We start from the raw sequence: 22,142 nt of genomic DNA on the forward strand, positions 1-22,142 counted from the left end.
GTCTAGGGCATCTTCCGACGAATCCAGCACCCCGCGGAACCGCTGATCGAGCTTCCTCAACTCGGCGGTCATCGACACGACTTGTTGGACGTCTGATTCGGTGATCACCGGATGCACTGCGGCCACGCTACTGGGGAACTCGGGCAGCCAGTTCCTTTCGTGGTGGGAAGGTCAGACGGCTTGGGTGACGTAGGCGGGCGCGCGGTCCATCCACTCAGTGCGTGTACGGCAGGCAGTCAAGCCAACCTCGTCTCGGAGGACCTCCGCGCGTCGGCGTCGATGTAGGTCGTCGGATGTCCCAAGAGGTCGGCGACGGCCGGCGAGAGGTACCGCGGACCGTCTCTCCGGCGGTCATATCCTCAAGACGGATCGCGAGTTTGGTCACGGTGTGTTCACGATTCCGCTCTCGCAGGGTGACGGGATTGCTCCTGGAGACCGGCGCGGTGATCCTCTGCCTATCTATTCTTGTTTCTAGGGGGCCGGAAATGAGCGAATCAAGGAGCCGCGCAATCGCGCTCGATTTCCTGGAAAGGGCAGGCTGGTCAGCCGGGCAGCTGTTCTTCGCGACGTTACTCGCGGGTGGTACCGCGGTCGCTGTCACTGATCTTCCGTGGAAGTACGCAGGGACGCTCGCAATCGGCGCAGCGGTATCGTCTCTCGTCCTCACAATCTTGCAGTACTTGGGCAAGGATCGGATGACAAACCTCGGTTTCTGGCCGGATACAGTCGTGCGCCTGCTGAAGACGTTCCTCGCCTCACTGGCGGCGTCATTCGGCGCCGGCGTCTTCAACGTCTTCACGTTCGAATGGGAGACGGCGTTGAACTTGGCGTTCCTCGCCACGATCGGGGCTCTCGGCAAGGGTCTGCTTGCCCGCGAGCCAAAGTCGGAGACCAGGGAGCCAAGTCCCTCGACGCTACCAACGGAGACATACGCGACAGCTGTCGAAGCTCCGGAACAAGCCACACCGGTACAAGCCGCTGTCTGACTGGCTACACACGTGGCATAGTCAAGATCGCTCCGCGGGTCCACTGGAAGCAGAGCCAGAAGACGAGGAGCCATAGTCTGCCCTGATACCTCAATCAAGTCGGCCAGACCACGACTCCCATCGACCAATACTCCACACTCCTTGCCAAATCCTCTCAGGGTCGGCCTTCGCGTGGTGATGCCAAAGAATCGATTGACCAATTACAACCGAATGATCGGGCAACAGCGGCATTCTTGGCAATGGTCTTGCCATCGCGAGACGAAGCGCGCACAGTTCAAGCAAGGGATGCAAGGGGGCACGGGGTGAGCACACGTCGGGGTGTTGTCAGTCTGCCATGGGGAAACGCGGCTGCCGCACGGCACCGGCCGAGGACAGCGATGCGGCGGCGACCATGGATCGACCTTGCGTCGCCGATGACGATGGTTGCAGGCACTGGCCGACTGACACTTGCGATCGGGGTGAGCGGTCATGGCTGATCCGCTGGCCAAGGTCCAGCTTCTCATCCAGGACGGCGCGGTGAGCCTCGACGACGCGACCGGTCACGGCATCGAACTCGGCAGCGAGAACAAAGTTCTACGCATAGCCGAGTTCCACAACGATCGCTTCGTTGACGGGCCCGCTTGCCGCCGGGTCGCAGTGGTCGACTTCGACCCGAAGACAGGCTTGCCGCTGCCCGCGGCCGCGCGCTTCGTCCCGTCGAAACCGGGGTCAACGCTCGGCGCATTCCCGTATGACGGTGATCCGACGTCGGCCTCGACGATCGCCGTCAACGCGTTCGGGATCGTCTTCCAGACAATCAGGATGTTCGAAGGGCCTGAAGCCTTGGGGCGCCAGGTGTCGTGGGCGTTCGGCAGCGACCAGCTGCTGATTGTTCCGCGGGCAGGCGAATGGGAGAACTCCTACTACGAACGCGCGACCCGGAGCCTCCAGTTCTTCTTTTTCCTGTCCGCCGCCAACAAGACGATCTATCTGGCCCTGAGTCGCGACATCGTCGCGCACGAGTGCGGGCATGCCTTGCTCGATGCCGTCGTACCTTCCCTCTACGACAGCTCGACTCCCCAGTCGCTCGCGATCCACGAAGCCGTTGCAGACCAGATCGCCGTACTGATGGCCTTGGACAGTGGCACCCTGCGCACTGATGTTCTGAAGCGATCCGACAACTCCCTGGACGGATCCAACGCCTTCAGCAGCATCGCCGAGGAGTTCGGCCGGTCTACCCCGGGGCCTGGCGGCATCGCGCGTACAGCGCTCAGAGACCTGGCAAACAGCGCGACCCTGCCAGATCTCGCCGGCACCGGACCGCATGAACTCAGCACCCTGCTGTCCGGGATCTTCTACGACACACTCCGCTCGATCTTCGCCACGCGCTACACCACCGAACTGAACAAGTCAGACAAAACCGGCACCAAGAGAGTCCGCGACCGGGCAGCGAACAAGGCCCTCGGGACAGCACACATCATGTTTCGTAGACTTCTGCTTCGTGGCATCGATTACCTCCCGCCTGGTGAACTCACATTCGCCGACGTGGGCCGGGCGATCATCGCCGCCGACGTAGCCGCATATGCCGACGGGAAGACCGGCGCCGCCGAGCGGGAGAGGCTCGCAGAGCGCTTCGTCACCCGGCTGGTCGTCCGGGGCGTGAAGGACCTCGACACCACTCGCCCGCCCGAGCTCGACGTGGCCACCGACAGACTCGACGAGCTGAAGGACAGCGACTGGGCAGCCTACGGGTACGTCGAGACGCACCGCGAGCTGCTGGGGATCCCGCCCGACGCATCGTTCACGGTGCTGCCTCGAGTGGACAGCACCAAGGTCACCGGGCCGATCGCGAACGGCAAGAGGCCAACGCAACGTGAACTCATCCTCAAAGTCGCCTGGAACGTCGGTGGTTCGAAACGGCCGATGCCGGCGGGGGCCACGGTCAGCCTGCGATGGGATGACGGACGGTGCCTCGCCCTCGTGGCCAGCGAGGTCGCACTCAAGACTCGTCACGAGGGGCACGACGATGGATGACCTCGTAGTACGCGCGTACAACGTCGGCTTCGGGGACGCCGTCCTCGTATCCATTCCGGAACGCTCGGTCAGCGGGCGCGAAACCACCCGGCATCTCCTCATCGACGTCGGCAATCTACTCGTCGGCGAGGCGAACGCGGACGATGTCTTCGTTGACGTCGTGCGGGACATCGTCGACCGCACAGGCGGTGTCGTCGACCTCTACGTGATGACCCACGAGCATCTCGATCACGTCCAAGGTCTGCTCGCCGCCGCCAATGCCGGCGTCAAGCTGACAGCGAAGTACGCGTGGCTCACCGGCTCTGCCCATCCGCAGTACTACGAGAACCATCCGGATGCCGAGAAGAAGCGACGCAGCCTCCTCGAGGTGATCGGGGATCCACGGAACCTCAAGCAAGCCGACAGCGACATCTGGCTCGCGATGATGGTCAAGAACAACTCGTTGACCCTCGACCGGGGACTTGCCGTCAAGACCGCCGACTACATCGACCACCTGCGGCAGCTGGCGCCGAAGGCTCGGACCCACTACGTGGACCGGACCACAGACACAGCGCGAAAACATCCATTCAAGGAGACCCGCATCCGCATCCTGGCACCGGAGGAGGACACCTCCTCGTACTACGGCCGCGTACGACGCGGTCCGTCGTTCGCAGCCACAGCCGCGGACGACGGACCACCCGGCCCAGCAGTCGAGGGCTTGCCGGACCCACCACCAGGCGTCGACCCGGGCGCCTACTTCGACCTCGTGCGGGCACGCCGGGACGGCCTACGCCAGAACATCAGAGAGATTGACAAAGCGAACAACAACACCAGCGTCGTACTGCAGATCGAGTGGAGCGGCTGGCGACTGCTGTTCACCGGCGACGCCGAGTTGAGGTCCTGGCAACAGATGCACGACCTGGGGGTTCTGCAACCGGTGCACCTCGTCAAGATCTCTCATCACGGCAGCCACAACGGCACGCTCGACGATCACATCGAGGACGTACTGCCGACGGCAGATGACGATGGACGCGAACGGCACGCCATCGTCTCCACGCACGACCACGACTGGCCGAGCATCCCCGACGAAGACACCCTCAAGCTCTACAGGGACAGAGCCACGCTCCATGACACCCGCGAGGTGGCTCGCGGGTCGCATATCGAGGTCAGGTTCCGCCGAGTCGCAAGCTGATGCGACGCTCAGGCGCCGGGAAGCCGAAGGTCCAGCGCCGCCAACTGGCAGGGGGTAGGCAACGCAATGAGCAACGATTTCGACCCGGACGATGTCAAAACGGGACCGATCCGGGGATTCAACCCGGGCCATGAGACGCCGGGCGGAGACGCCGCTGTGGTCGACAAGACCGCGGAGATCATCGACGAACTACGCGAGGAGATCCGCGAGCAGATCCAGCAGGAATTCCGTCAAGAACGCAAACCACACGGGGAGAAGACGCCAGGTGGCTCGACAGCCGATGATCCCGAGTCCGGGCGTTGAGCAACCGATGACGACTGGGGGCGATGTCTTCAGCACCTTTGTCGAGGCCGAGGTCAAACCTGAGCGCGAGCGGAGGGCTTCTCTGGACACCCGCGGTGTCGCCATTCTGACGACCTCAGGGACGCTCCTGACGCTGGTCTTCGCGATCGGTGCGATCGTCACCGCGCTCACCCCACGCCGCAACCGTCATTCTCCTGACACTTGGACTGGTCGGATTTGTGACCGCCGCCTTCTGTGGATTGATGGCCAACCGGCTCAAGAGATATGACGTCGTCACAACCGATCAGCTCCGGAAGTGGAGGAATGATCCCGCGGCCTGGCAGGCCACGGATCAGGATGCTCGCCGCGCCATCACCAAGGGAAACATCATCACGATAGAGACCCTCCGGGCGGGCAGCGACGCCAAAGCACACTGGATCGAAGTTGCACTGTGGGCACAGGTCGCCGCTCTGGCCATGGTGAGCGCCGGAATAGCAACCGCACTACTCGCCGCAATCTAGTGGACCCTCAACACCGGACCAGGTAGCAGCGGGAACGCCGCCGCCTCCGGCGCACGACCGCTTCCGGCGACCGCGCCCTCGTCCAGCACCGCACGCCCATCACCGTCCCGTGGCGAGTGCGGCGCACTTCCGCCAGCGCAGCGAGAACAGCAAGCAGTGTCGCGATGGTCGATCCGATGCTGACGAGAGGTCGACCACTTCCAGCCCCCCGACGCTGAGCCGCGGGCACGAGTCCGCTCACACATCCCGCCCTGCCTCAACCACGGGGCGGTCAATGGCGCGCGGTAGCGCGCAAGGCGCCGGCGGTAGCCGGCAACGGGGAAGGACGGCGATGAGCCGGGGGTGGGTGGGAGCGCGCGAAGCAGGCGCGGGAGGAGCGGAGCGACGGAGCGCTTGCGTAGCGTGCGTGGGCTGCTTACCTGATGCGCATGCCGGAGATGCGCTCGGCCCGGCGCCGGTCGGCGGCGTTCTTATTCGTGGAAGGGGGCGAGCCTGATTGTCACGTCGCTGAGCGCGAAGCGGTGTAGGTACCAGGCGCGACCATGCGGAACCTGCTTGGCTTCGGCTCGGAACAGCCCGGCGAACTCCCGTTTGAAGCCGACGCGTGGGTAGTCCTGGACGACTGTCTTGCGAACTGCGTCGGGTACTTCATTGCTGCGCAGCCCGAACACATCAACGGCTGCGCCGGCGGAAAGCAGGAAGGCTTCGGCACCGGATTCAACACCGACACCTGGGGTGTGGTGCATGGCAATCGCATTCGTCACGAGCTCGCGTTGGACCTCTGGTACGTCGTGGCGGTCAGTGAACTCGCGCGCCAGTGCCGCGCTCCGGACCGTGAAGTCGACGTCGGGGACCGGGCTCGGCAGGCCGGTGTCGTGAAACAGCGCGGCGACGTACAGCAATTCGTGATCGAACTCGACCCTGTCGAGTGCGGCGATGGCTGCACCCCAGGCGTACGCACGACGTGAGTGGTTGAGCAACGCCGGTGTCAGGAGGTCCTGAGCAGCAGCCTCGGCGTCTCGTGCCAGCAACGAATCCGGTGGGACCAGGGCGTCTGGTTCCACCGAGTTCCGGCGCCCCGAATGTGTTCGAGTGGCCATCGCCAGGCGGCCGACGATGATGCGGCCGTGGCTGCGCAGTAGCGGCCGGGCCAGCGAGATGCGTTCGCGGACCGTCAACACACCACCGGTGCGCTCGGTCCAACCGATGGAGCCGATTCGGGCGTCGGTCGCTGGATGGTTCATGCGAATCTCACCATTCGTCGATGGTGTCAGAGTAGAGCGTTCGGAGTCAGAGGCGCAGGCGGCCCGCGGCATACGCCGTACGCCGACGTCTCGACACCACCGACCCGTAGAGCGGAAACTGCCAGCATGGCCGAGACACCGCGCATCCCGCCTGATGATGACCGCGTGGAGGTCATCGTGGTGGGTGCGGGCCAGGCTGGGCTGGCGATCGGGTTCTTTCTGGCCCGTCAGGGTCGCCGGTTCATGATCCTGGAGGCCGCCGACACGGTGGGTGCAGCCTGGCGGGACCGGTGGGATTCGCTTGCCCTGTTCACACCGCGCCGGTATGACGCACTCCCGGGAGCGGTCTTCCCGGGGGATCCCGACGGTTACCCGACTCGTGACGAGGTGGCCTCATATCTGAAGGCGTACGCGGAGACCTACAAGCTCCCAGTGGTTCTGAACAGTGCCGTCAAGTCACTGACCCAGATCGACGATGGGTTTCAGCTCGAGTGCAACGGCAGGAGTCTGAGGGCCGACCAGGTCGTGGTGGCCACCGGTCCATTCCATCTGCCGCTAACGCCGGCGCTGGCCGGTCAGCTCGGTCCTGAGGTCTTCCAGATGCACAGCACGGGGTACCGGCGACCGCGGGACATCCCGGCGGGGACCGTGCTGGTTGTCGGTGGGGGCAATACCGGTTTCCAGATCGCGACGGAGCTCACCAGCACACATGCGGTTCACCTCTCGGTCGGCTCAAAGCAAACGCCGCTGCCCCAGAAAGTTTGGCGCCGCGACCTGTTCTGGTGGCTCACCAAGACAGGGTTACTCACCATGACTGTCGATTCACGCCTCGGGCGCCGGCTGAGCGAGCGGGACACACTCATCGGTTCAAGCCCAAGGCAGCTCAGACGTCTCGGGGTCGGCCTGCATCCGAGAGCGGTCAGCGCGTCGAACAACACCGTGAACTTCGCTGACGGTACCCAACTCAACGTCGACGCAGTCGTATGGGCAACCGGATACCAGCCCGACTACTCCTGGATCGACGCTCCGGTACTGGATTCCGGAGGACGGGTCCGCCACCGCAGAGGAGTGACCAACCTGCCGGGACTCTACTTTCTCGGCCTGTATTGGCAACACACCCGCGGCTCGGCGTTGCTCGGCTGGGTGAAGGACGACGCCGAGTACATCGCCGCACAGATCCAAATCCTGGCCGACGGCCGCAAACCGCCGCCAGATGCAGCCAATCGTGAACACCCCGAGGTCGGAGAAACTCAGGAGAAGCGCAATCATGTCGAGCCACAGTGACCACCCCGGAAGTGAGAATCACGGAAACTTCCCCGCCGACATCCGTGACCTTCCAGAATCCCGGCCATCCGAGATCGTCTCTCTCGCAAACGGAGAAGCGTTCGACCTGCGGATCGCTCCGATGGTCAAACGGCTGGGCGATGCGGCCGTGCGCATGCTTGCGTACAACGGGTCGGTGCCGGGACCAACCATGCGGGTCCAGCAGGGTTCGGAAGTGGTCATCAACGTGACCAACGAGGCCGACACCGAGGCCACCGTGCACTGGCACGGACTGCGGTTGCAGAACGCGTACGACGGGACCCACGAAACCCAGACACCGATGCAGGTGGGCCAGAGCTTCAGCTATCGACTGCAGTTCCACGATCCCGGCCTGTACTGGTACCACCCCCACATCCGCGAGGACTACGGCCAGGAGATGGGCCTGTACGGCAACATCCTGGTCGTCCCGTCGGACCCCGGCTACTGGCCCCCGGTGAACCGCGAGGAGCTGATCACCCTCGACGACGTGCTGCTCGAGAACGGCCAGATCGCGTCGTTCAGCCGCACCGAGACGACGTACGTGGCGATGGGGCGGTTCGGCGACACCATGCTCATCAACGGTGACGTCACCGTTGAACTGTCGGCCGACCTCGGGGAGGTGGTCCGCTTCTACCTCACCAATACGGCCAACACGCGGGTCTTCAATGTCGGCTTCGACACGGCCCGGATGAAGCTGGTAGGTGGTGACAGCGGCAGGGTCGAGCAGGAAGCCTTCGTGACTGAGGTGATGCTCGCGCCGTCAGAGCGGATCGTCGTCGACGTCCAGTTCGATCAGCCTGGAACGGTGACCCTCGAGCATCGGCATCCGGAGCGCACCTATCCCCTGGCGTCAGTCACTGTTCGCGAGACCGCGGCCGAGCCTGAGCTGACCAAGCAGTTCGAGGTCCTTCGCACCAACGCCGACATGACAGCCGAACGGGATCGGCTCGACCGGTACCGCGCTGTGGCGCCGGACAAGACGCTCGCGTTCGTGGCTGAAATGGACATGGGCGTACCCGACGGCCCCATCGTCTACTCCTGCCCCATGCACTCCGAAGTCATCACCTCCGACCAGGGCCGATGCCCGCATTGCGGCATGAAACTGGTTGCCGTCGCGGCCACCTACACCTGCCCGATGCATCCCGACGTCGTGAGCGACTCACCAGACCGCTGCCCCGAGTGCGGGATGAAGCTGATGCCGTCGCAACTCGTCGGCCAGGCCCAAGAACACCACGGCGACGACCCCACGCATGCACAGCATCATGCGACGGACCAGCACGGCCACGCAGGCGGTCACAGCCATGAGGCGACAGGTGGCATCGAGTGGGAAGACGACATGGTCGAGGTCAACCGGATCACGACACCGGCCAACATGCGCTGGAAGCTCGTCGACCGCAGCACCGGTGAGGAGAACCATGCGATCGACTGGCATTTCAACGTCGGCGATCAGGTGAAGATCAGGCTGGTCAACGAAATGGACTCCGACCACCCGATGCACCACCCCTTCCACATCCACGGCGCGGGCCGCTTCCTGGTCATGAGCCGCGACGACACCGTCGAGCCCAATCTCGTCTGGAAGGACACCGTTCTCGTGCGTACCGGCGAAACCGTCGACATCCTCCTCGACGTGACCAACCCCGGTCTCTGGATGGCCCACTGCCACATCGCCGAACACCACGAGAGCGGAATGATGTTCAGCTTCACCGTCGACCCCTAGCCCGTAGCAGTGCGTGGTCAGCTGCACACGTCGCCGTACGCCGAAGTGTTCGACCGGCGGTCGGTCAGATCGGGGCGCGGAGCTCGAGGACCGTGCCGTGCGGTTCGTTCGAGCCGAGGCGTACCGAACCGCGCAGGCCGGCCGCGCGCTCGCGGAAGGTCCGCAGTCCGCTGTCCCGGTCAGCGGCGCCGATGCCACCACCGTCGTCGGCGACACGCAGGAGGAGTTCCTCGCCGGTGACCGAGATGTCGACGGCCACCGAGCCGGCTCCGGCATGGCGGACGATGTTGGACAGCGCCTCCCGCAAGACGGCAAGCAGCTCGTCCCAGGCTTCGGCCGGGACGGCGGTGTCGACCGGACCTGTGACAGTGAGCTGCGGCCGGAATCCAAGGGTTTCGGCGTACTCCGCGACGAGTGCTGTGATGCCGGCGCGAAGCGACTCCCGCCCCGGATGATGGTGCAGCTCGAAGATCGCGGAGCGAAGATCCGCGATGGTGGCGTCGATGTCCTGCACCGCCCGTGCGACCCGCTCCTGGGCCTGCGGCTGAAGCGTGCGCTGCATGCCTTGCAACTGCAGACCGGTGGCGAACAGTCGCTGGATGACGAGGTCGTGCAGATCGCGGGCGATCCGATCGCGATCCTCGAGAACCGCGAGGGCGGCCTGGTCGCGCCGGGCTTGTGCACGGTCGAGCGCGACAGTGGTCTGGTTGGCGAACATCTCGAGCAGATCGGTTCCCGGCGTGACAGCCAGTGCGGTTCCCTGATCCGCGGCGACGACCAGAGCACCGCCGGCGTGGTTCAGGCCCGCCGGCAGCGGAGCGATGATCGTGCGGCCCAGACCTCCCAGCTCGGGAAGCTGGGACAGCAGGCCGCAATCCTTCAGGAACTGCGTCAGATCCTCGATGACGACCCGGTGATCGCCGTCGAGCAGATCGGCGACGATCGGGTGGTCCACCGGGATTCTGCGTTCGAGGTACGGCCCGATGACCGGGGGCGCGTCGAGTGCCTGGACGACCAGCTCGTCATCCAGGTGGAGCAGGATCGCACCGACTCGCGATGCCGACACCTCGCGGGCCCTGCGCGCGACGAGATCCAGACTTTCCTGCGGGTCGAACTCGTCGAGCATGAACTGCGTGATCTCCGCGGTGACCTCGTGCCACCGTCGGCGGCGCTCGGTATCGGCGTACAGGCGCGCGTTGTCGACCACCACACCGGCTGCCGCGGCAAGTGCCTGGACGGTACGTTCGTCGTCCTCGGTGAAGTCGCTGCCGTCGCTCTTCTCCGTCAGGTACAGATTCCCGTACGCCCGCTCCCTCGTCCGGATCGGGACGCCCAGGAACGACTTCATCGGCGGGTGGTTGGGCGGGAAGCCGTACGACCTGGGGTGACCAGCCAGGTCCGTCAGCCGCAGCGGCTCGGGATGGTCGATCAACAGCCCCAGGATGCCGTGCCCCTCGGGATAGGGACCGATCTCAGCGATCTGCTCGTCGTCGACCCCATGAGTGATGAAACGCGACAGCCGCTTGCCGTCGGGCCGGACGACTCCCAGCGCGCCGTAGCGGGCTCCGACCAGTTCGCACGCCGCGGTGACGATCCGGTCCAGTGTGCTGTTCAGGTCGAGGTCGGCACCGATGCCGACGACGGCGTCGAGGAGTGCCCGGAGCCGCTCCTGGGTGTCCATGATCTCGTCGACCCTGCCGACCAGTTCCTGCAGCAACGCCTCGAGCCGTACCCGCGACAACCCGGTGTCGCCGAGCGCGCCCCGATCCCACGACGTACCGCTGTGATCTTCGGGCACGGGCACGACCCCCAGCCTAGGGAGACCTCTCCACCGCTACCAGCTTAGGGTTCATCCATGGGGAGCAGTGTCTACATCGCCTCGGTGGAGGGGTCCACCGGCAAGTCCACCGTCGCTCTGGGCCTGCTGCAGCAGCTGTCGCGCCGGGTCGAACGTGTGGCTGTCTTCCGTCCGATCGTTCGTCCGGACACGGCGACACACGGAGGCCGTGACTATGTCCTGGACCTGCTGACCGCTCACGAGGCGGTCGAGCTGACCTACGACGACTGTCTCGGCGTGACCTACGAGCAGGTGCATGCGGATCCCGATGCCGCGCTCGATGTCATCGTGCAGCGCTATCACGAGGTGGCCGACCGCGCCGACGCCGTACTGGTGGTCGGCAGCGACTACACCGACGTGGGCACTCCGACCGAGTTCTCGTACAACGCCAAGATCGCCGCCAACCTGGGTACGCCGGTTCTGCTCGTTCTGAACGGCTATGAGCGCAACCCGCAGGACCTCCGGGCGATCGCCGACATGGCGGCCGGGGAGCTGCGGGCCAACCACGGCTCACTCGCGGCCGTGGTAGCCAATCGCGTCGCCCCGCACCGGCTGGCCGAAACCGTGGCCACGCTGGCCGGCGCCGGCGGTCAGGCCTTCGCACTCCCGGAGGAGCCGCTACTGACCCAACCCACCGTCGCCGACCTCCTGCCCGCGGTCAACGGCCGGCTGACGAGCGGCGACCCCGACCTACTGTCCCGGGAGGTCACCGGGCTCGTCGTCGCCGGAATGACGATGCCGAACGTGCTGGACAGATTGTTCGACGGCGCCGCGGTGGTGACGGCCGGCGACCGCCCGGAGGTGGTTCTCGGCGTCCTGATGGCCCACGTCTCGCTCAACTTCCCGCGCATCTCCGCCATCTTCCTGAACGGTGGATTCGTCCTACCGGAACAGGTGCAACGGCTCATCGACGGCCTGGGAGTGGCTCTGCCCATCGTCGATACCGCCCTCGACACTCAGGCCACGTCCGCAGCCTTGACCAGCGTCCGTGGCCGGCTGACCAAGGACTCGCCCCGCAAGGTCGATGCGGCCCTGTCGCTGTTCGAGCACCATGTGAACGGCGAGTCGCTGCTCGATCAACTGGACGTCTCCCGCAGCGAGACTGTCACGCCGTTGATGTTCGAGCACCAACTGGTCGACGAAGCGGTTGCCCACCCTCGGCACATCGTGCTTCCGGAGGGCGAGGAGGAGCGCATCCTGCGGGCCGCAGACGTAGTACTCCGGCGAGGTGTTGCCGACCTGACCCTGCTGGGCAACCCGGTGGCGATCGGCGTCAAGGCTGCAGGACTCGGAGTCGACATCGCCGCTGCGCGCCTGGTCGACCCCGAGCAGGACCCGCTCAGTGAGCGGCTGGCGGAAGAGCTGCACCGGCTGCGTCAGCACCGCGGAGTCGACATCGACAACGCCCGGGAGCTCGTCAAGGACGTCTCGTACTTCGGGACCATGATGGTCCAACTCGGCCTGGCCGACGGCATGGTGTCCGGTGCCGCCCATACAACAGCCCACACGATCCGCCCCGCGCTCCAGCTCGTCAAGACCGTGCCAGGCGTGTCCGTCGTGTCGTCGGTGTTCTTCATGTGCCTGCAAGACCAGGTCCTGGTCTACGGCGACTGCGCGGTCAATCCCGATCCCACCGCGGAGCAACTCGCGGACATCGCCATCTCGTCCGCCACCACGGCAGTTGCCTTCGGCATCGAGCCACGAGTGGCGATGCTGTCTTACTCCACCGGCACCTCAGGGACCGGAACCGATGTGGAGAAGGTGTCGAAGGCAACCGCCATCGTCCGCGAGCGCGCCCCCGAGCTCCCGGTCGACGGGCCGATCCAGTACGACGCGGCGATCGACAGCGCGGTGGCACGGACCAAACTTCCCGGCTCGCCGGTGGCCGGCCGGGCGACCGTGTTCGTGTTCCCCGATCTCAACACCGGCAACAACACTTACAAGGCAGTTCAGCGCTCGGCAAACGCCGTCGCGGTGGGGCCCGTTCTGCAAGGACTACGCAAGCCCGTCAACGACCTCTCCCGCGGAGCAACTGTGCGCGACATCGTCAACACCATCGCGATCACCGCCGTCCAGGCTCAGAACCGCGACGTCGAAGGCGGGATCCAATGAACGACCATGTTCTCGTCATCAACGCCGGATCGTCATCGCTCAAGTACAGCCTGGTTGACGCCTCGACCGGCAAGGCGCCCGCCGCCGGTCTGATCGAGCGAATCGGCGAGAGCCAGGGACGCCACATCCACCGCGGCCCCGGCGGCGAGGCCGAGCACACAGCGTCCATTCCCACCCACGAGGACGCACTCCGCGCGGCGATCGATGCCTTCGGCACCTACGGGCCATCGCTCGCGGAGGTCGAGATCGGGGCGATCGGCCACCGCGTCGTCCATGGCGGATCCCGGTTCGCCGCCCCGACGCTGGTCGACGACGAAGTGATCGCCGCGGTCACCGATCTGGTGCCCCTCGCACCGTTGCACAACCCGGCCAACCTCGAAGGAATCCGGGTCGCCCGCCGGCTGTTCCCCCAGTTGCCACAGGTCGCGGTGTTCGACACCGCCTTCCACCAGACGCTGCCGCCACCGGCGTACACCTACGCCGTACCGTTGAGCTGGCGCGAAGAGCACGGCGTGCGCCGGTACGGATTCCACGGCACCTCACACGCGTTCGTCTCCCAGGAGGCCGCGCGACTTCTCGGCCGGGATGCGACGAACGTGAATGTCATCGTGCTGCACCTCGGCAACGGCTGTTCGGCATCGGCGGTCGAGGCCGGCCGATCGGTCGAGACCTCGATGGGACTGACTCCATTGGAAGGCCTCGTGATGGGCACCCGCTCCGGAGATATCGACCCTGCCGTCCCCGCATATCTGTCCCGCAAGCTGGGTCTCACGGCCGAGGAGATCGAGCACGACCTCAACTCCGCATCAGGGCTCAAGGGCCTCGCCGGCGAGAACGACTTCCGCGAACTGGCGCGACTGCGCGCGAACGGAGACGAGGGTGCCGGGCTGGCCTTCGACGTCTACTGCCACCGGATCCGCAAGTACGTCGGCGCGTACTACGCAGTCCTGGGAACCGTCGACGCCGTCGTCTTCACTGCCGGCGTGGGAGAACACTCACCCGAGGTGCGAGCCGCGTCGCTCCGGGGCCTGGAACGCCTCGGCATCGTCCTCGACAACGACCGCAATGTCGCCCGATCGACCGAAGCCCGCCGCATCTCCACCGACGACAGTGAGGTGTCGGTCTTCGTCGTCCCGACCAACGAGGAGTGGCAGATAGCCCGCGAGGCACTCGGCCTCGTGCGCTCCCGCCACGGCGACTGACAGTCGAAAGGCCCGGCAAAGCGGGACTCTTGCCTGCAGCGCGGGCGTCCTCCCGCCGGTCACGCTGAAGTCAAGGCGTACCAGTGGGAGGAGCCTCCGGTGTCCGAGCAACAGTTGTCGGCAGAACACATCGACGTCCTGCTCACAGCGGCCGTCGCCGCACCGAGCATGCACAACACCCAGCCCTGGCGGTTCGAGGTCAGCGGCCACGTCATCGACCTGTTCCTCGACGGCTCCCGCACGCTACCCGCCGAAGACCCGACCGGCCGAGCGATGCGTATCGCCGCCGGCGCAGCCACCTTCAATCTCCGCTGCGCCGCCGCATCCCTCGGCTACGGAACCTGGCTCGGCGAACCTGAGGTTCACGCCGTACTCGACCTCGTCCTCGACTCCGACCTGCGCGAGATCCACGACTGGCACCGCCGGGCCGAACGCGCCCGCCGGCCCGACAGCGGCACCGCTCGTCGGCCGGTCGCCGAATTCCTGTCCACCAAGGAGCAGTCATGACCACCTCGCTGCAGCAAGAGATCGAGCGGTGGGAGGCCCAGCTCGACACCATCGCGGAGACCAACGTCGCCGAGAACTGGTTCCTCGAAGAGCGCCGCCTCGCCGAAGCGTCCCGCACGATCACCGCCTTCCGCGTCCGCATCCTGCCGAGTCTCACGAACGCGCGCCCGTACGAGGCAATCGTGGGAGACGAAATCGTGCACCGCATCGACCGGCTCCAGGACCTCCGCGACGACCTCCTCAGAACGGTCCACCCGGACACCTGTCGCCAGGAGATCAGCGAGACGCTGGCCGAGCTCCACGCTCTCGCTCGTCTCGCCCTCCGCTTCGAGCGGACCGCCGACGCCGTCCGATAGCCAGTCTCACCCCCTGAGCACCGCGCTGATCACCCATCGGTGCGCATCCGGCGTGCGTACCAGTCGGGTTCGGGCGTTGCCGGTGCGAGCCGCATCCGGACGTCGACCGCGAACGCACCGGAGGGCGCGGCGATCAACGGGTTGATGTCGAGCTCGGCGAGCTCGGGAACGAGGGCCGCGAGCCAGGCGATGCGATGGATCACGTCCAGGACCGCAGCCTCGTCGGCGGCCTTCGCACCGCGGTAGCCGGCCAGCAGCGGAGCAGACCGCAACGACCGAACCATGTCGCCCGCGTCGAAGTCGGTCAGCGGCAGACCTCGCCACTGACGATCGGCGAGCAGGTCGGTCAGGACTCCACCGCTGCCCGCCATCAGCAGCGGGCCGAACAGCCTGTCCCGGACCACGCCGATGACCAGCTCGGTCCCAGTCGGCGCCATCGCTTGAACGACGACCCTCGGATCGCCGGCCGCTGCGGTGACCTCGTCGTACGCCGTTGCGCACTGCAACGGACCGGCCAGCCCGGTGCGCACAGCACCGATGTCGGTCTTGTGGAGGACGCCGGGTGCAGCGGTCTTCAATGCCACCGGACAGCCGGCCGCGTCCGCCGCCGCGATCGCCTGCTCCCGGTTCGACGCGGCGACGACCGGAATCACCGGGACACCCGCGCATCGGAGCAACTGCTCGGCGTGCAAAGGCTCCAGCCAGCCACCCTCAGGATGCTGTCCGAGAAGGCGCCGGACCACGGCACGCGCACCGGCAGTATCCACGCGGCCCACAGCTGGTACGACGCCTTGCGGACGGGCTCGCCACTCCGCATATCCAACCGCGTGGGCCAGCGCTCGCACAGCGCTCTCCGGGAAGGGAAACACCGGCAGGCGACGGCCGTCGGTCAGTGGTATCTCCGGTGTGGGCTTGCTCGACCCGACGCAGTTCACGATGATCGGCAGCTCGGCATCGACTGCGGCCCCCGCGATCGACTCGTAGATGTCCTCGACCCGGCCGGCTCGCGTGGCTGCGTAGCACACGAGCACACAGTCGACCTCACCGCTGTCGACGATCGTCCGGAGCGCGTGTGCCAGGCTCGTGGGCGAGGCCGCGGCTCCGAGATCGACAGGATTTCCACTGCCTACCGCCCCGGCACCCGTGAGCTCACGCTGCACCGGCTCGCTGAGCTCCGGCAGCTCCAGCCCGAGTCGACCTGCCGCGTCCGCCGCGAGCACTCCGGCGCCACCGGCGTTCCCGACCACGGCGAGCCGGCGGCCGGCAGGCAGCGGGCGCGCGGCCAGTACCCGGGCGGTCTCGACGAGTTCTTCGACGGTGTCCATCCGGAGGACTCCCGACTGTGCGAACAGCGCATCCACTGCTGTCTCGGGAGTCGCCGCGGCAGCCGTGTGCGAGGCGCCGGCCCTCCGTCCGCTCGCCGAGCGGCCACCCTTCACCACCAGGATCGGCTTCGTCCGGCCGACCAATCGGGCCAGTCCGCCGAACTTCCGCGGGTTCCCGAACGACTCCAGGTACAGCCCGATCACCGACGTACGCCGGTCACCCCACCAGTGCAGCAGCATGTCGTTGCCGCTGACATCGACTTTGTTGCCCAGCGAGACGAACTCCGAGATCCCCAGGCCGGTCCGTCCGGCCTGGTCCAGCACCGCCACTCCGACGGCACCGGACTGTGCCGCGATCGCGAGTGAACCGGGCGTCGGCGACACCTCGGCGAAGGTGGCGTTCAGACTGATCGAGGGGTCGGTGTTCACCAGGCCGAGGCAGTTCGGCCCGACCAGCCGGATGCTGTGCCGGCGGGCGATCTCCAGGATGTCCAACTGGTCCTTCCGGCCGGCCGCACCGAGCTCCGAGAATCCCGCCGTCAGCACCACGGCGCCCGAGACCCCCTTGGCCCCGCACTCACTCAGCACCTGCCGGACCTGGTCGGTGGGAACCGCGATCACCGCGAGATCAACCACACCGGGCACGTCCACCACCGACGGGTACGCCGGCAGGTCCGCCACCCGGTCCGCGTGGGGATTGACGGCGTACACCGCTCCGGTGAAGCTGCCGTTGACGATGTTGCGGACGACCTCGTGCCCGATCCCGCCGGGCTTGCGGCCGGCACCGATCACCGCGACCCCGCGAGGGGAGAACATGCCGTGCAGTGACCGCTCCTCGGCGGCCCGCTCCCGATCAGCCATCCGCTCCAGGGTCGACGGTCCGTACGCCGTGTCCAGCACCAGCTCGACAACGCCACTGTCGAGCCTGCGAACCTGGTCGAACCCAGAGTCCGCGAACACCCTCAGCATTCCGGCGTTCTCGGCCAGCGTGTCCGCTCGCAGCTTCTCGATGCCGTTTTCGCGCGCGACCGCAGCGAGCTGCTCGAGCAGTAGGGTGCCGATCCCCCGGCCGTGCACGGAGTCCTCCAGCAGGAAGGCCATCTCCGCCTCGCCGGGGCGCAGTAGCTCGTAGCTCGCCACCCCGACCACCCGGTCGCCGTACTCCGCCACCAGGGCGACATGATCGTCGTGGGCTGTCGCGAGGTGATGCGTGTGCTCGGATGCCAGCGACCGGCTGATCCCGAAGAACCGCAGATAGATCGATCGGTCCGACACGCGCTCGTTCATGGCGTTCAGCGCCGGTTCGTCGTTGTCCCGAACGGGACGAATCCGGACCACCGACCCGTCCGACGCCAGCACGTCCCAGCCCGAGCCGGACCGTACACCCGTCTGTCCGACCGCCGTCATCACGTCTCCCTCCGACACCTACAAGCCCATAGCGGACGGGCCGACCGGTCCAGAGTCGTTGGGGCCCGCCGGGCAGGCCCTTTGCCTCTGGACTGACCGCCGGCCGGCGGCGAAGCTGAAGGCCATGGATGAACTGACCGGAAAGCCGCTGTCCGCCGGGGAACTGTCCGATCTCGATGCCTACTGGCGGGCGGCCAACTATCTGTCCGTCGGGCAGATCTACCTCCTCACCAACCCACTGCTCCAGGAGCCGTTGCGGCCGGAGCACGTCAAGCCGCGCCTCCTCGGGCACTGGGGTACGACGCCCGGTCTCAATTTGCTTTACGTCCACCTGAACCGGGCCATCCGGCGCCGCGACCTGACCATGGTGTACGTCATCGGTCCCGGCCACGGCGGACCGGCCATCGCGGCCAACACCTGGCTCGAAGGCAGCTACAGCGAGACCTATCCGGACGTCTCGCGCGACGCGAGCGGCATGGAGCGGCTGTTCCGCCAGTTCTCCTTTCCTGGCGGCATTCCGAGCCATGTCGCGCCTGAACTGCCCGGCTCGATCCACGAAGGCGGCGAGCTGGGCTACTCGCTCAGCCACGCGTACGGCGCCGTTCTCGACAACCCCGAACTCGTGGTCGCCTGCGTGATCGGCGACGGCGAGGCCGAGACCGGGCCGCTGGCCACGTCGTGGCACTCCAACAAGTTCCTCGACCCACGTACCGACGGCGCCGTGCTCCCGATCCTGCACCTCAACGGGTACAAGATCGCGAACCCCGCGGTGCTGGCGCGCATCGGCGACGACGAACTGACCCGGCTGCTCGAGGGCTACGGCTACACGCCGTACCTCGTCGAGGGCGACGAACCCGAGCACGTCCACCAAGCCCTGGCGCTGACCCTCGACCGGGCTCTCGACGAGATCGCCTCCATCCAGGCCGAGGCCCGCGCCCAGACGGGAACGCCCCGCCGCCGCTGGCCCATGATCGTTCTGCGCACCCCCAAGGGCTGGACCGGTCCACGCGAGGTGGACGGCGTACCCGTCGAAGGGACGTGGCGATCACATCAGGTCCCGCTCGCAGGGGTACGGACGTCGCCCGAGCACCTGCGTCTGCTCGAGGACTGGCTCCAGAGCTACCGGCCGGACGAACTGTTCGATGCCGAGGGTCGCCCGGTGGATCAGCTGCTGGCACAGGTGCCGTCCCGGGACCGCCGGATGGGATCCAGTCCGCACAGCAACGGTGGACTGCTCAGCCAGGACCTCGAGCTGCCCGAACTCGGCGAGTACTTCGTGCCGGTGCCGGCTCCCGGCCGCTCCGACCATGAGCCGACCCGGATCCTCGGTGACTACCTGCGTGACGTCATGCGCAACAACCTTGCCCATCGCAACTTCCGGGTCTTCGGCCCGGACGAGACCGCCTCCAACCGGCTCGACGCGCTCTACGACGTCACCGGCAAGGCCTGGAACGCCGACGTGCTGCCGACCGACGAACACCTGGCGGTCGACGGCCGGGTGATGGAGATCCTCAGCGAGCACACCTGCCAGGGCTGGCTGGAGGGATACCTCCTCACCGGCCGGCACGGCTGGTTCTCCTGCTACGAGGCCTTCGTCCACATCGTCGACTCGATGGTCAATCAGCATGCCAAATGGCTCAAGGTCACCCGGACGCTACCCTGGCGACGGCCGATCCCGTCCCTCAACTACCTCTTGACCTCCCACGTCTGGCGGCAGGATCACAACGGCTTCTCGCACCAGGATCCAGGCTTCATCGATCACGTGGTGAACAAGAAGGCCGAGGTCATTCGCGTCTACCTGCCGCCGGACACCAACACGCTCCTGTCGACCGCCGAGCACTGCCTGCGCAGCCGCGACTACATCAATGTCATTGTCGCCGGCAAGCAGCCCCAGGCCGACTGGCTGGACGCCGAAGCCGCCGCGCTGCACTGCGCTCGTGGTGTCGGCATCTGGGACTTCGCCTCGAACGACGACGGTACGCCGGATGTGGTGATGGCGTGCGCCGGCGACGTACCGACCCTGGAGACGCTCGCCGCCGCCAGTCTGCTGCGCGAGCATCTGCCGTCGGTGAAGATCCGGGTCGTCAATGTGGTCGACCTGATGCGGCTCCAGCCGTCGTCGGAGCACCCGCATGGTCTGTCCGACGCGGACTTCGACGCGCTCTTCACGACCGACAAGCCGATCATCTTCGCGTACCACGGTTACCCATGGCTGATCCACCGCCTGACCTACCGGCGAACCAACCACCACAACCTGCACGTCCGCGGCTACAAGGAGGAGGGCACGACCACCACGCCGTTCGACATGGTCGTGCGCAACGACCTGGACCGCTACCACCTCGCCCTGGACGCCATCGACCGGATCCCGGGTCTCGGTCAGCGAGCGGCCGACGTACGGCAATGGCTGACCGACCAGCGAGCCCGGCACCACGCCTACATCCTCGCCCACGGCGAGGACCTGCCCGAGGTCCGCGACTGGCGCTGGAACGGCCCGACCTCATGACCGGACGGAAGTTGCCCCTTCGGCTGTCATCCCCGTCAGAGGTCCAGTTCGTGCTCCCGCAGGCGGGCACGGGCCTCGTCGAACTGCTCGTGGGTGATGGCGCCTGCCGCGAGACGACGCTCCAGCAGATCCAAGGGTGACGGGAGGCTCGCCGGACGCGGGTGGTCCTGGTTGATCACCCGAACCGCGACCCCTACGGCAGTCGCGACAACCAGTGCCCACAGCGCGAACCCGAGCGCGATCCATCCTGCGCCGAGACCCATCGAGTGCATCATTGACCTGTCCTCCTTACCTCCGTCTCCTGGTCAGTAGGTCGGTACGAGCAGTTCGCCGCGGCGGTCGTCGCGCAGCTTCTCGAGCCGCCTCTGCTCCGCGGCGTTCAGGTGGTGCGGCACGATCGCGACCGGGCAGGTCATCGCTGCGACCGAACGGCGCGCCACCGGATCGACCGGCAACGGACCCGCGTGGGAGCCGACGACGACCAGGCCGACCTCGCTGCTCTCGTGCACCAGGGCGGCGGCCGGTTGGCGGCTGCTCAGGAACCGGGTGACCCGGACGTTCGGGTACTTGCTCGTCCACGGCGACAGGGTCTCCGACAACACGTGGTCAGCCCGGCTGATCCACGAGTGATCCGGATCCTCATCGTTCCAGGAGTGCTCGGCAGGTAGACCGGCGTGGACGACGATCAGGTCCCCCTCCCGCCCAGCCGCCGTACCGAACGCGAACTCCAGCGCCTCGGACGACAGCGCCGTACCGTCGATGCCGACGGCAACCTTGCGATCCAGCAGACACGGCTTCCACGACGCCGGTACGACGACCACCGGGCAGCCGGCCCGGCTCGCCAGTGTGAGGGTGGTGTGGGTATGCATGAGCCGCTGCGGACCACGACTGCGTGATCGGCCGACCACCAGCATCCTCGCGTCTCGCGCGGCGTGCGCCAAGACCCGCACCCGCGAACCCTCCCCGGTGACAGCGGCCATGTCCATTGCGTAGCCCTGCCGATGCCGCACATGCGCCACAGCACGCCGCAAGGCGTCGTCCGCCTGCCCGGCCGGCGACTTCGGCGCATAGCCCGGCATCATCGGCGAGAACGAGCCGTGCGCCGAGTACGGCGCGATCAGCACGAGCTCGGCACCGCACCGCAACGCCTCGGCGGACGCGTAGTCCACGATCCGCAGATTCTCCGCGCTCCCGTCGACCTCGACCACAACCGGTCCGGTCCTGTTCCAGGTACTCATTTCTCCCTACCTCTCTCACTGCAGACCTGTGCCGAACGCCCGCGACGTTCATGGCGTCCCAGCTGTAGATCACGGGCAGGTCCCACACGTGAACCATCCGCTGGTGCGTGCCGGACCCGCTCGTCGATCACGTGCACCACATGGAGGGGCTCTCGCCTGAGCAAGGACTCCTGCAAGGCCCACTCCAGGGCACCGGTGTCACGCCAGGAGCCATCGACTCCCACGTGGACAACCGGTCTGACGGTCATTGTGGTCACCGCAGCCACGGGTAGCGGCGGACGATGTCGAGCTTGCCCCACCAGCCACCGAAGCCCCACACGTTGCCAGCAGCAACGAGCGCGAGAGCGACGAGGGTGATCGCGCCGAGGATGTGCTCGTCCAGCACCGGGTTGTTCTCCGGCGGCAGGTTCGCCGACCAC

The 22,142-nt window shown here is 66.6% G+C and carries 18 protein-coding genes; 12 read left to right on the top strand and 6 right to left on the bottom strand.

Annotation, left to right across the window (positions count from 1 at the left end; translation table 11 throughout):
- The first annotated feature begins 422 nt into the window (after positions 1 to 422).
- The 5 genes from E0H73_RS39660 to E0H73_RS39680 all read left to right on the top strand — a co-directional run bounded on the left by E0H73_RS39660 (position 423) and on the right by E0H73_RS39680 (position 4,973).
- Positions 423 to 986 (top strand): hypothetical protein, encoded by a 564-nt coding sequence (locus E0H73_RS39660; protein ID WP_131365442.1) that lies wholly within the window; start codon positions 423 to 425, stop codon positions 984 to 986.
- Between the two features lie 468 nt (positions 987 to 1,454).
- Entirely contained in the window at positions 1,455 to 2,999 is a 1,545-nt protein-coding gene (locus E0H73_RS39665) for a gluzincin family metallopeptidase (protein ID WP_131365444.1), read from the top strand.
- On the top strand, positions 2,992 to 4,170 hold the full coding sequence (locus tag E0H73_RS39670; protein ID WP_131365446.1) for a ComEC/Rec2 family competence protein: 1,179 nt from the start codon (positions 2,992 to 2,994) through the stop codon (positions 4,168 to 4,170). The genes E0H73_RS39665 and E0H73_RS39670 overlap by 8 nt, the downstream gene beginning before the upstream one ends.
- 66 nt (positions 4,171 to 4,236) lie before the next feature.
- Positions 4,237 to 4,473 (top strand): hypothetical protein, encoded by a 237-nt coding sequence (locus E0H73_RS39675; RefSeq protein WP_131365448.1) that lies wholly within the window; start codon positions 4,237 to 4,239, stop codon positions 4,471 to 4,473.
- Between the two features lie 218 nt (positions 4,474 to 4,691).
- Positions 4,692 to 4,973 (top strand): hypothetical protein, encoded by a 282-nt coding sequence (locus E0H73_RS39680; RefSeq protein ID WP_131365450.1) that lies wholly within the window; start codon positions 4,692 to 4,694, stop codon positions 4,971 to 4,973.
- 470 nt (positions 4,974 to 5,443) lie between these two features.
- Here E0H73_RS39680 and E0H73_RS39685 read toward each other — a convergent pair whose 3' ends face one another.
- Positions 5,444 to 6,217: an HD domain-containing protein gene (locus E0H73_RS39685; protein ID WP_165556009.1), complete on the bottom strand. Its 774-nt coding sequence runs from the start codon at positions 6,215 to 6,217 to the stop codon at positions 5,444 to 5,446.
- Positions 6,218 to 6,343: 126 nt separating this feature from the next.
- Here E0H73_RS39685 and E0H73_RS39690 point away from each other — a divergent pair, with 126 nt between their 5' ends.
- Entirely contained in the window at positions 6,344 to 7,501 is a 1,158-nt protein-coding gene (locus tag E0H73_RS39690) for a flavin-containing monooxygenase (RefSeq protein WP_131365454.1), read from the top strand.
- Positions 7,502 to 7,622: 121 nt separating this feature from the next.
- A complete protein-coding gene (locus E0H73_RS39695; RefSeq protein WP_165556010.1) occupies positions 7,623 to 9,236 on the top strand; it encodes a multicopper oxidase family protein in 1,614 nt (537 codons plus the stop codon).
- Between the two features lie 64 nt (positions 9,237 to 9,300).
- Here the strand turns inward: E0H73_RS39695 and E0H73_RS39700 are convergent, their stop codons facing one another.
- A complete protein-coding gene (locus E0H73_RS39700; protein ID WP_131365457.1) occupies positions 9,301 to 11,040 on the bottom strand; it encodes a GAF domain-containing sensor histidine kinase in 1,740 nt (579 codons plus the stop codon).
- A 51-nt stretch (positions 11,041 to 11,091) separates the two neighbouring features.
- On the opposite strand from E0H73_RS39700, the gene pta reads away from it, so the two are divergent.
- The 4 genes from pta (at position 11,092) to E0H73_RS39720 (ending at position 15,250) form a co-directional block, all read left to right on the top strand.
- Positions 11,092 to 13,185 carry a phosphate acetyltransferase gene (gene pta / locus E0H73_RS39705; RefSeq protein ID WP_131365459.1) on the top strand — a complete coding sequence of 698 codons (2,094 nt, stop codon included), beginning with the start codon at positions 11,092 to 11,094 and terminating at the stop codon, positions 13,183 to 13,185.
- The gene (locus E0H73_RS39710) at positions 13,182 to 14,387 is read left to right on the top strand and encodes an acetate/propionate family kinase (RefSeq protein ID WP_131365461.1); all 1,206 of its coding nucleotides are present in this window, start codon (positions 13,182 to 13,184) and stop codon (positions 14,385 to 14,387) included. The genes pta and E0H73_RS39710 overlap by 4 nt, the downstream gene beginning before the upstream one ends.
- Before the next feature lie 99 nt (positions 14,388 to 14,486).
- Positions 14,487 to 14,894, top strand: a complete 408-nt coding sequence (locus E0H73_RS39715; protein WP_165556011.1) for a hypothetical protein — start codon at positions 14,487 to 14,489, stop codon at positions 14,892 to 14,894.
- Positions 14,891 to 15,250, top strand: coding sequence for a hypothetical protein (locus E0H73_RS39720; protein ID WP_131365462.1), 360 nt, complete (start codon positions 14,891 to 14,893; stop codon positions 15,248 to 15,250). Before E0H73_RS39715 ends, E0H73_RS39720 begins: the two co-directional genes overlap by 4 nt.
- A 29-nt stretch (positions 15,251 to 15,279) precedes the next feature.
- Here E0H73_RS39720 and E0H73_RS39725 read toward each other — a convergent pair whose 3' ends face one another.
- Positions 15,280 to 17,982 carry a bifunctional acetate--CoA ligase family protein/GNAT family N-acetyltransferase gene (locus E0H73_RS39725; RefSeq protein WP_131365465.1) on the bottom strand — a complete coding sequence of 901 codons (2,703 nt, stop codon included), beginning with the start codon at positions 17,980 to 17,982 and terminating at the stop codon, positions 15,280 to 15,282.
- 124 nt (positions 17,983 to 18,106) lie between these two features.
- Here E0H73_RS39725 and E0H73_RS39730 point away from each other — a divergent pair, with 124 nt between their 5' ends.
- Positions 18,107 to 20,485 carry a phosphoketolase family protein gene (locus E0H73_RS39730; RefSeq protein ID WP_202867794.1) on the top strand — a complete coding sequence of 793 codons (2,379 nt, stop codon included), beginning with the start codon at positions 18,107 to 18,109 and terminating at the stop codon, positions 20,483 to 20,485.
- A gap of 35 nt (positions 20,486 to 20,520) precedes the next feature.
- On the opposite strand, the gene E0H73_RS39735 is transcribed toward E0H73_RS39730, so the two are convergent.
- The 3 genes from E0H73_RS39735 to E0H73_RS48510 are packed head-to-tail and all read right to left on the bottom strand — an operon-like array spanning position 20,521 to position 21,971.
- Positions 20,521 to 20,760 carry an SHOCT domain-containing protein gene (locus tag E0H73_RS39735; protein WP_131365469.1) on the bottom strand — a complete coding sequence of 80 codons (240 nt, stop codon included), beginning with the start codon at positions 20,758 to 20,760 and terminating at the stop codon, positions 20,521 to 20,523.
- A gap of 30 nt (positions 20,761 to 20,790) precedes the next feature.
- Complete coding sequence (locus E0H73_RS39740) at positions 20,791 to 21,723, bottom strand: universal stress protein (protein WP_131365471.1); 933 nt, start codon at positions 21,721 to 21,723, stop codon at positions 20,791 to 20,793.
- Entirely contained in the window at positions 21,720 to 21,971 is a 252-nt protein-coding gene (locus E0H73_RS48510) for a universal stress protein (RefSeq protein WP_131365473.1), read from the bottom strand. The genes E0H73_RS39740 and E0H73_RS48510 overlap by 4 nt, the downstream gene beginning before the upstream one ends.
- Between the last annotated feature and the right edge of the window lie 171 nt (positions 21,972 to 22,142).

The organism is Kribbella pittospori (assembly GCF_004331465.1).
In the GTDB taxonomy this organism is placed as follows: Bacteria; Actinomycetota; Actinomycetes; order Propionibacteriales; family Kribbellaceae; genus Kribbella; species Kribbella pittospori.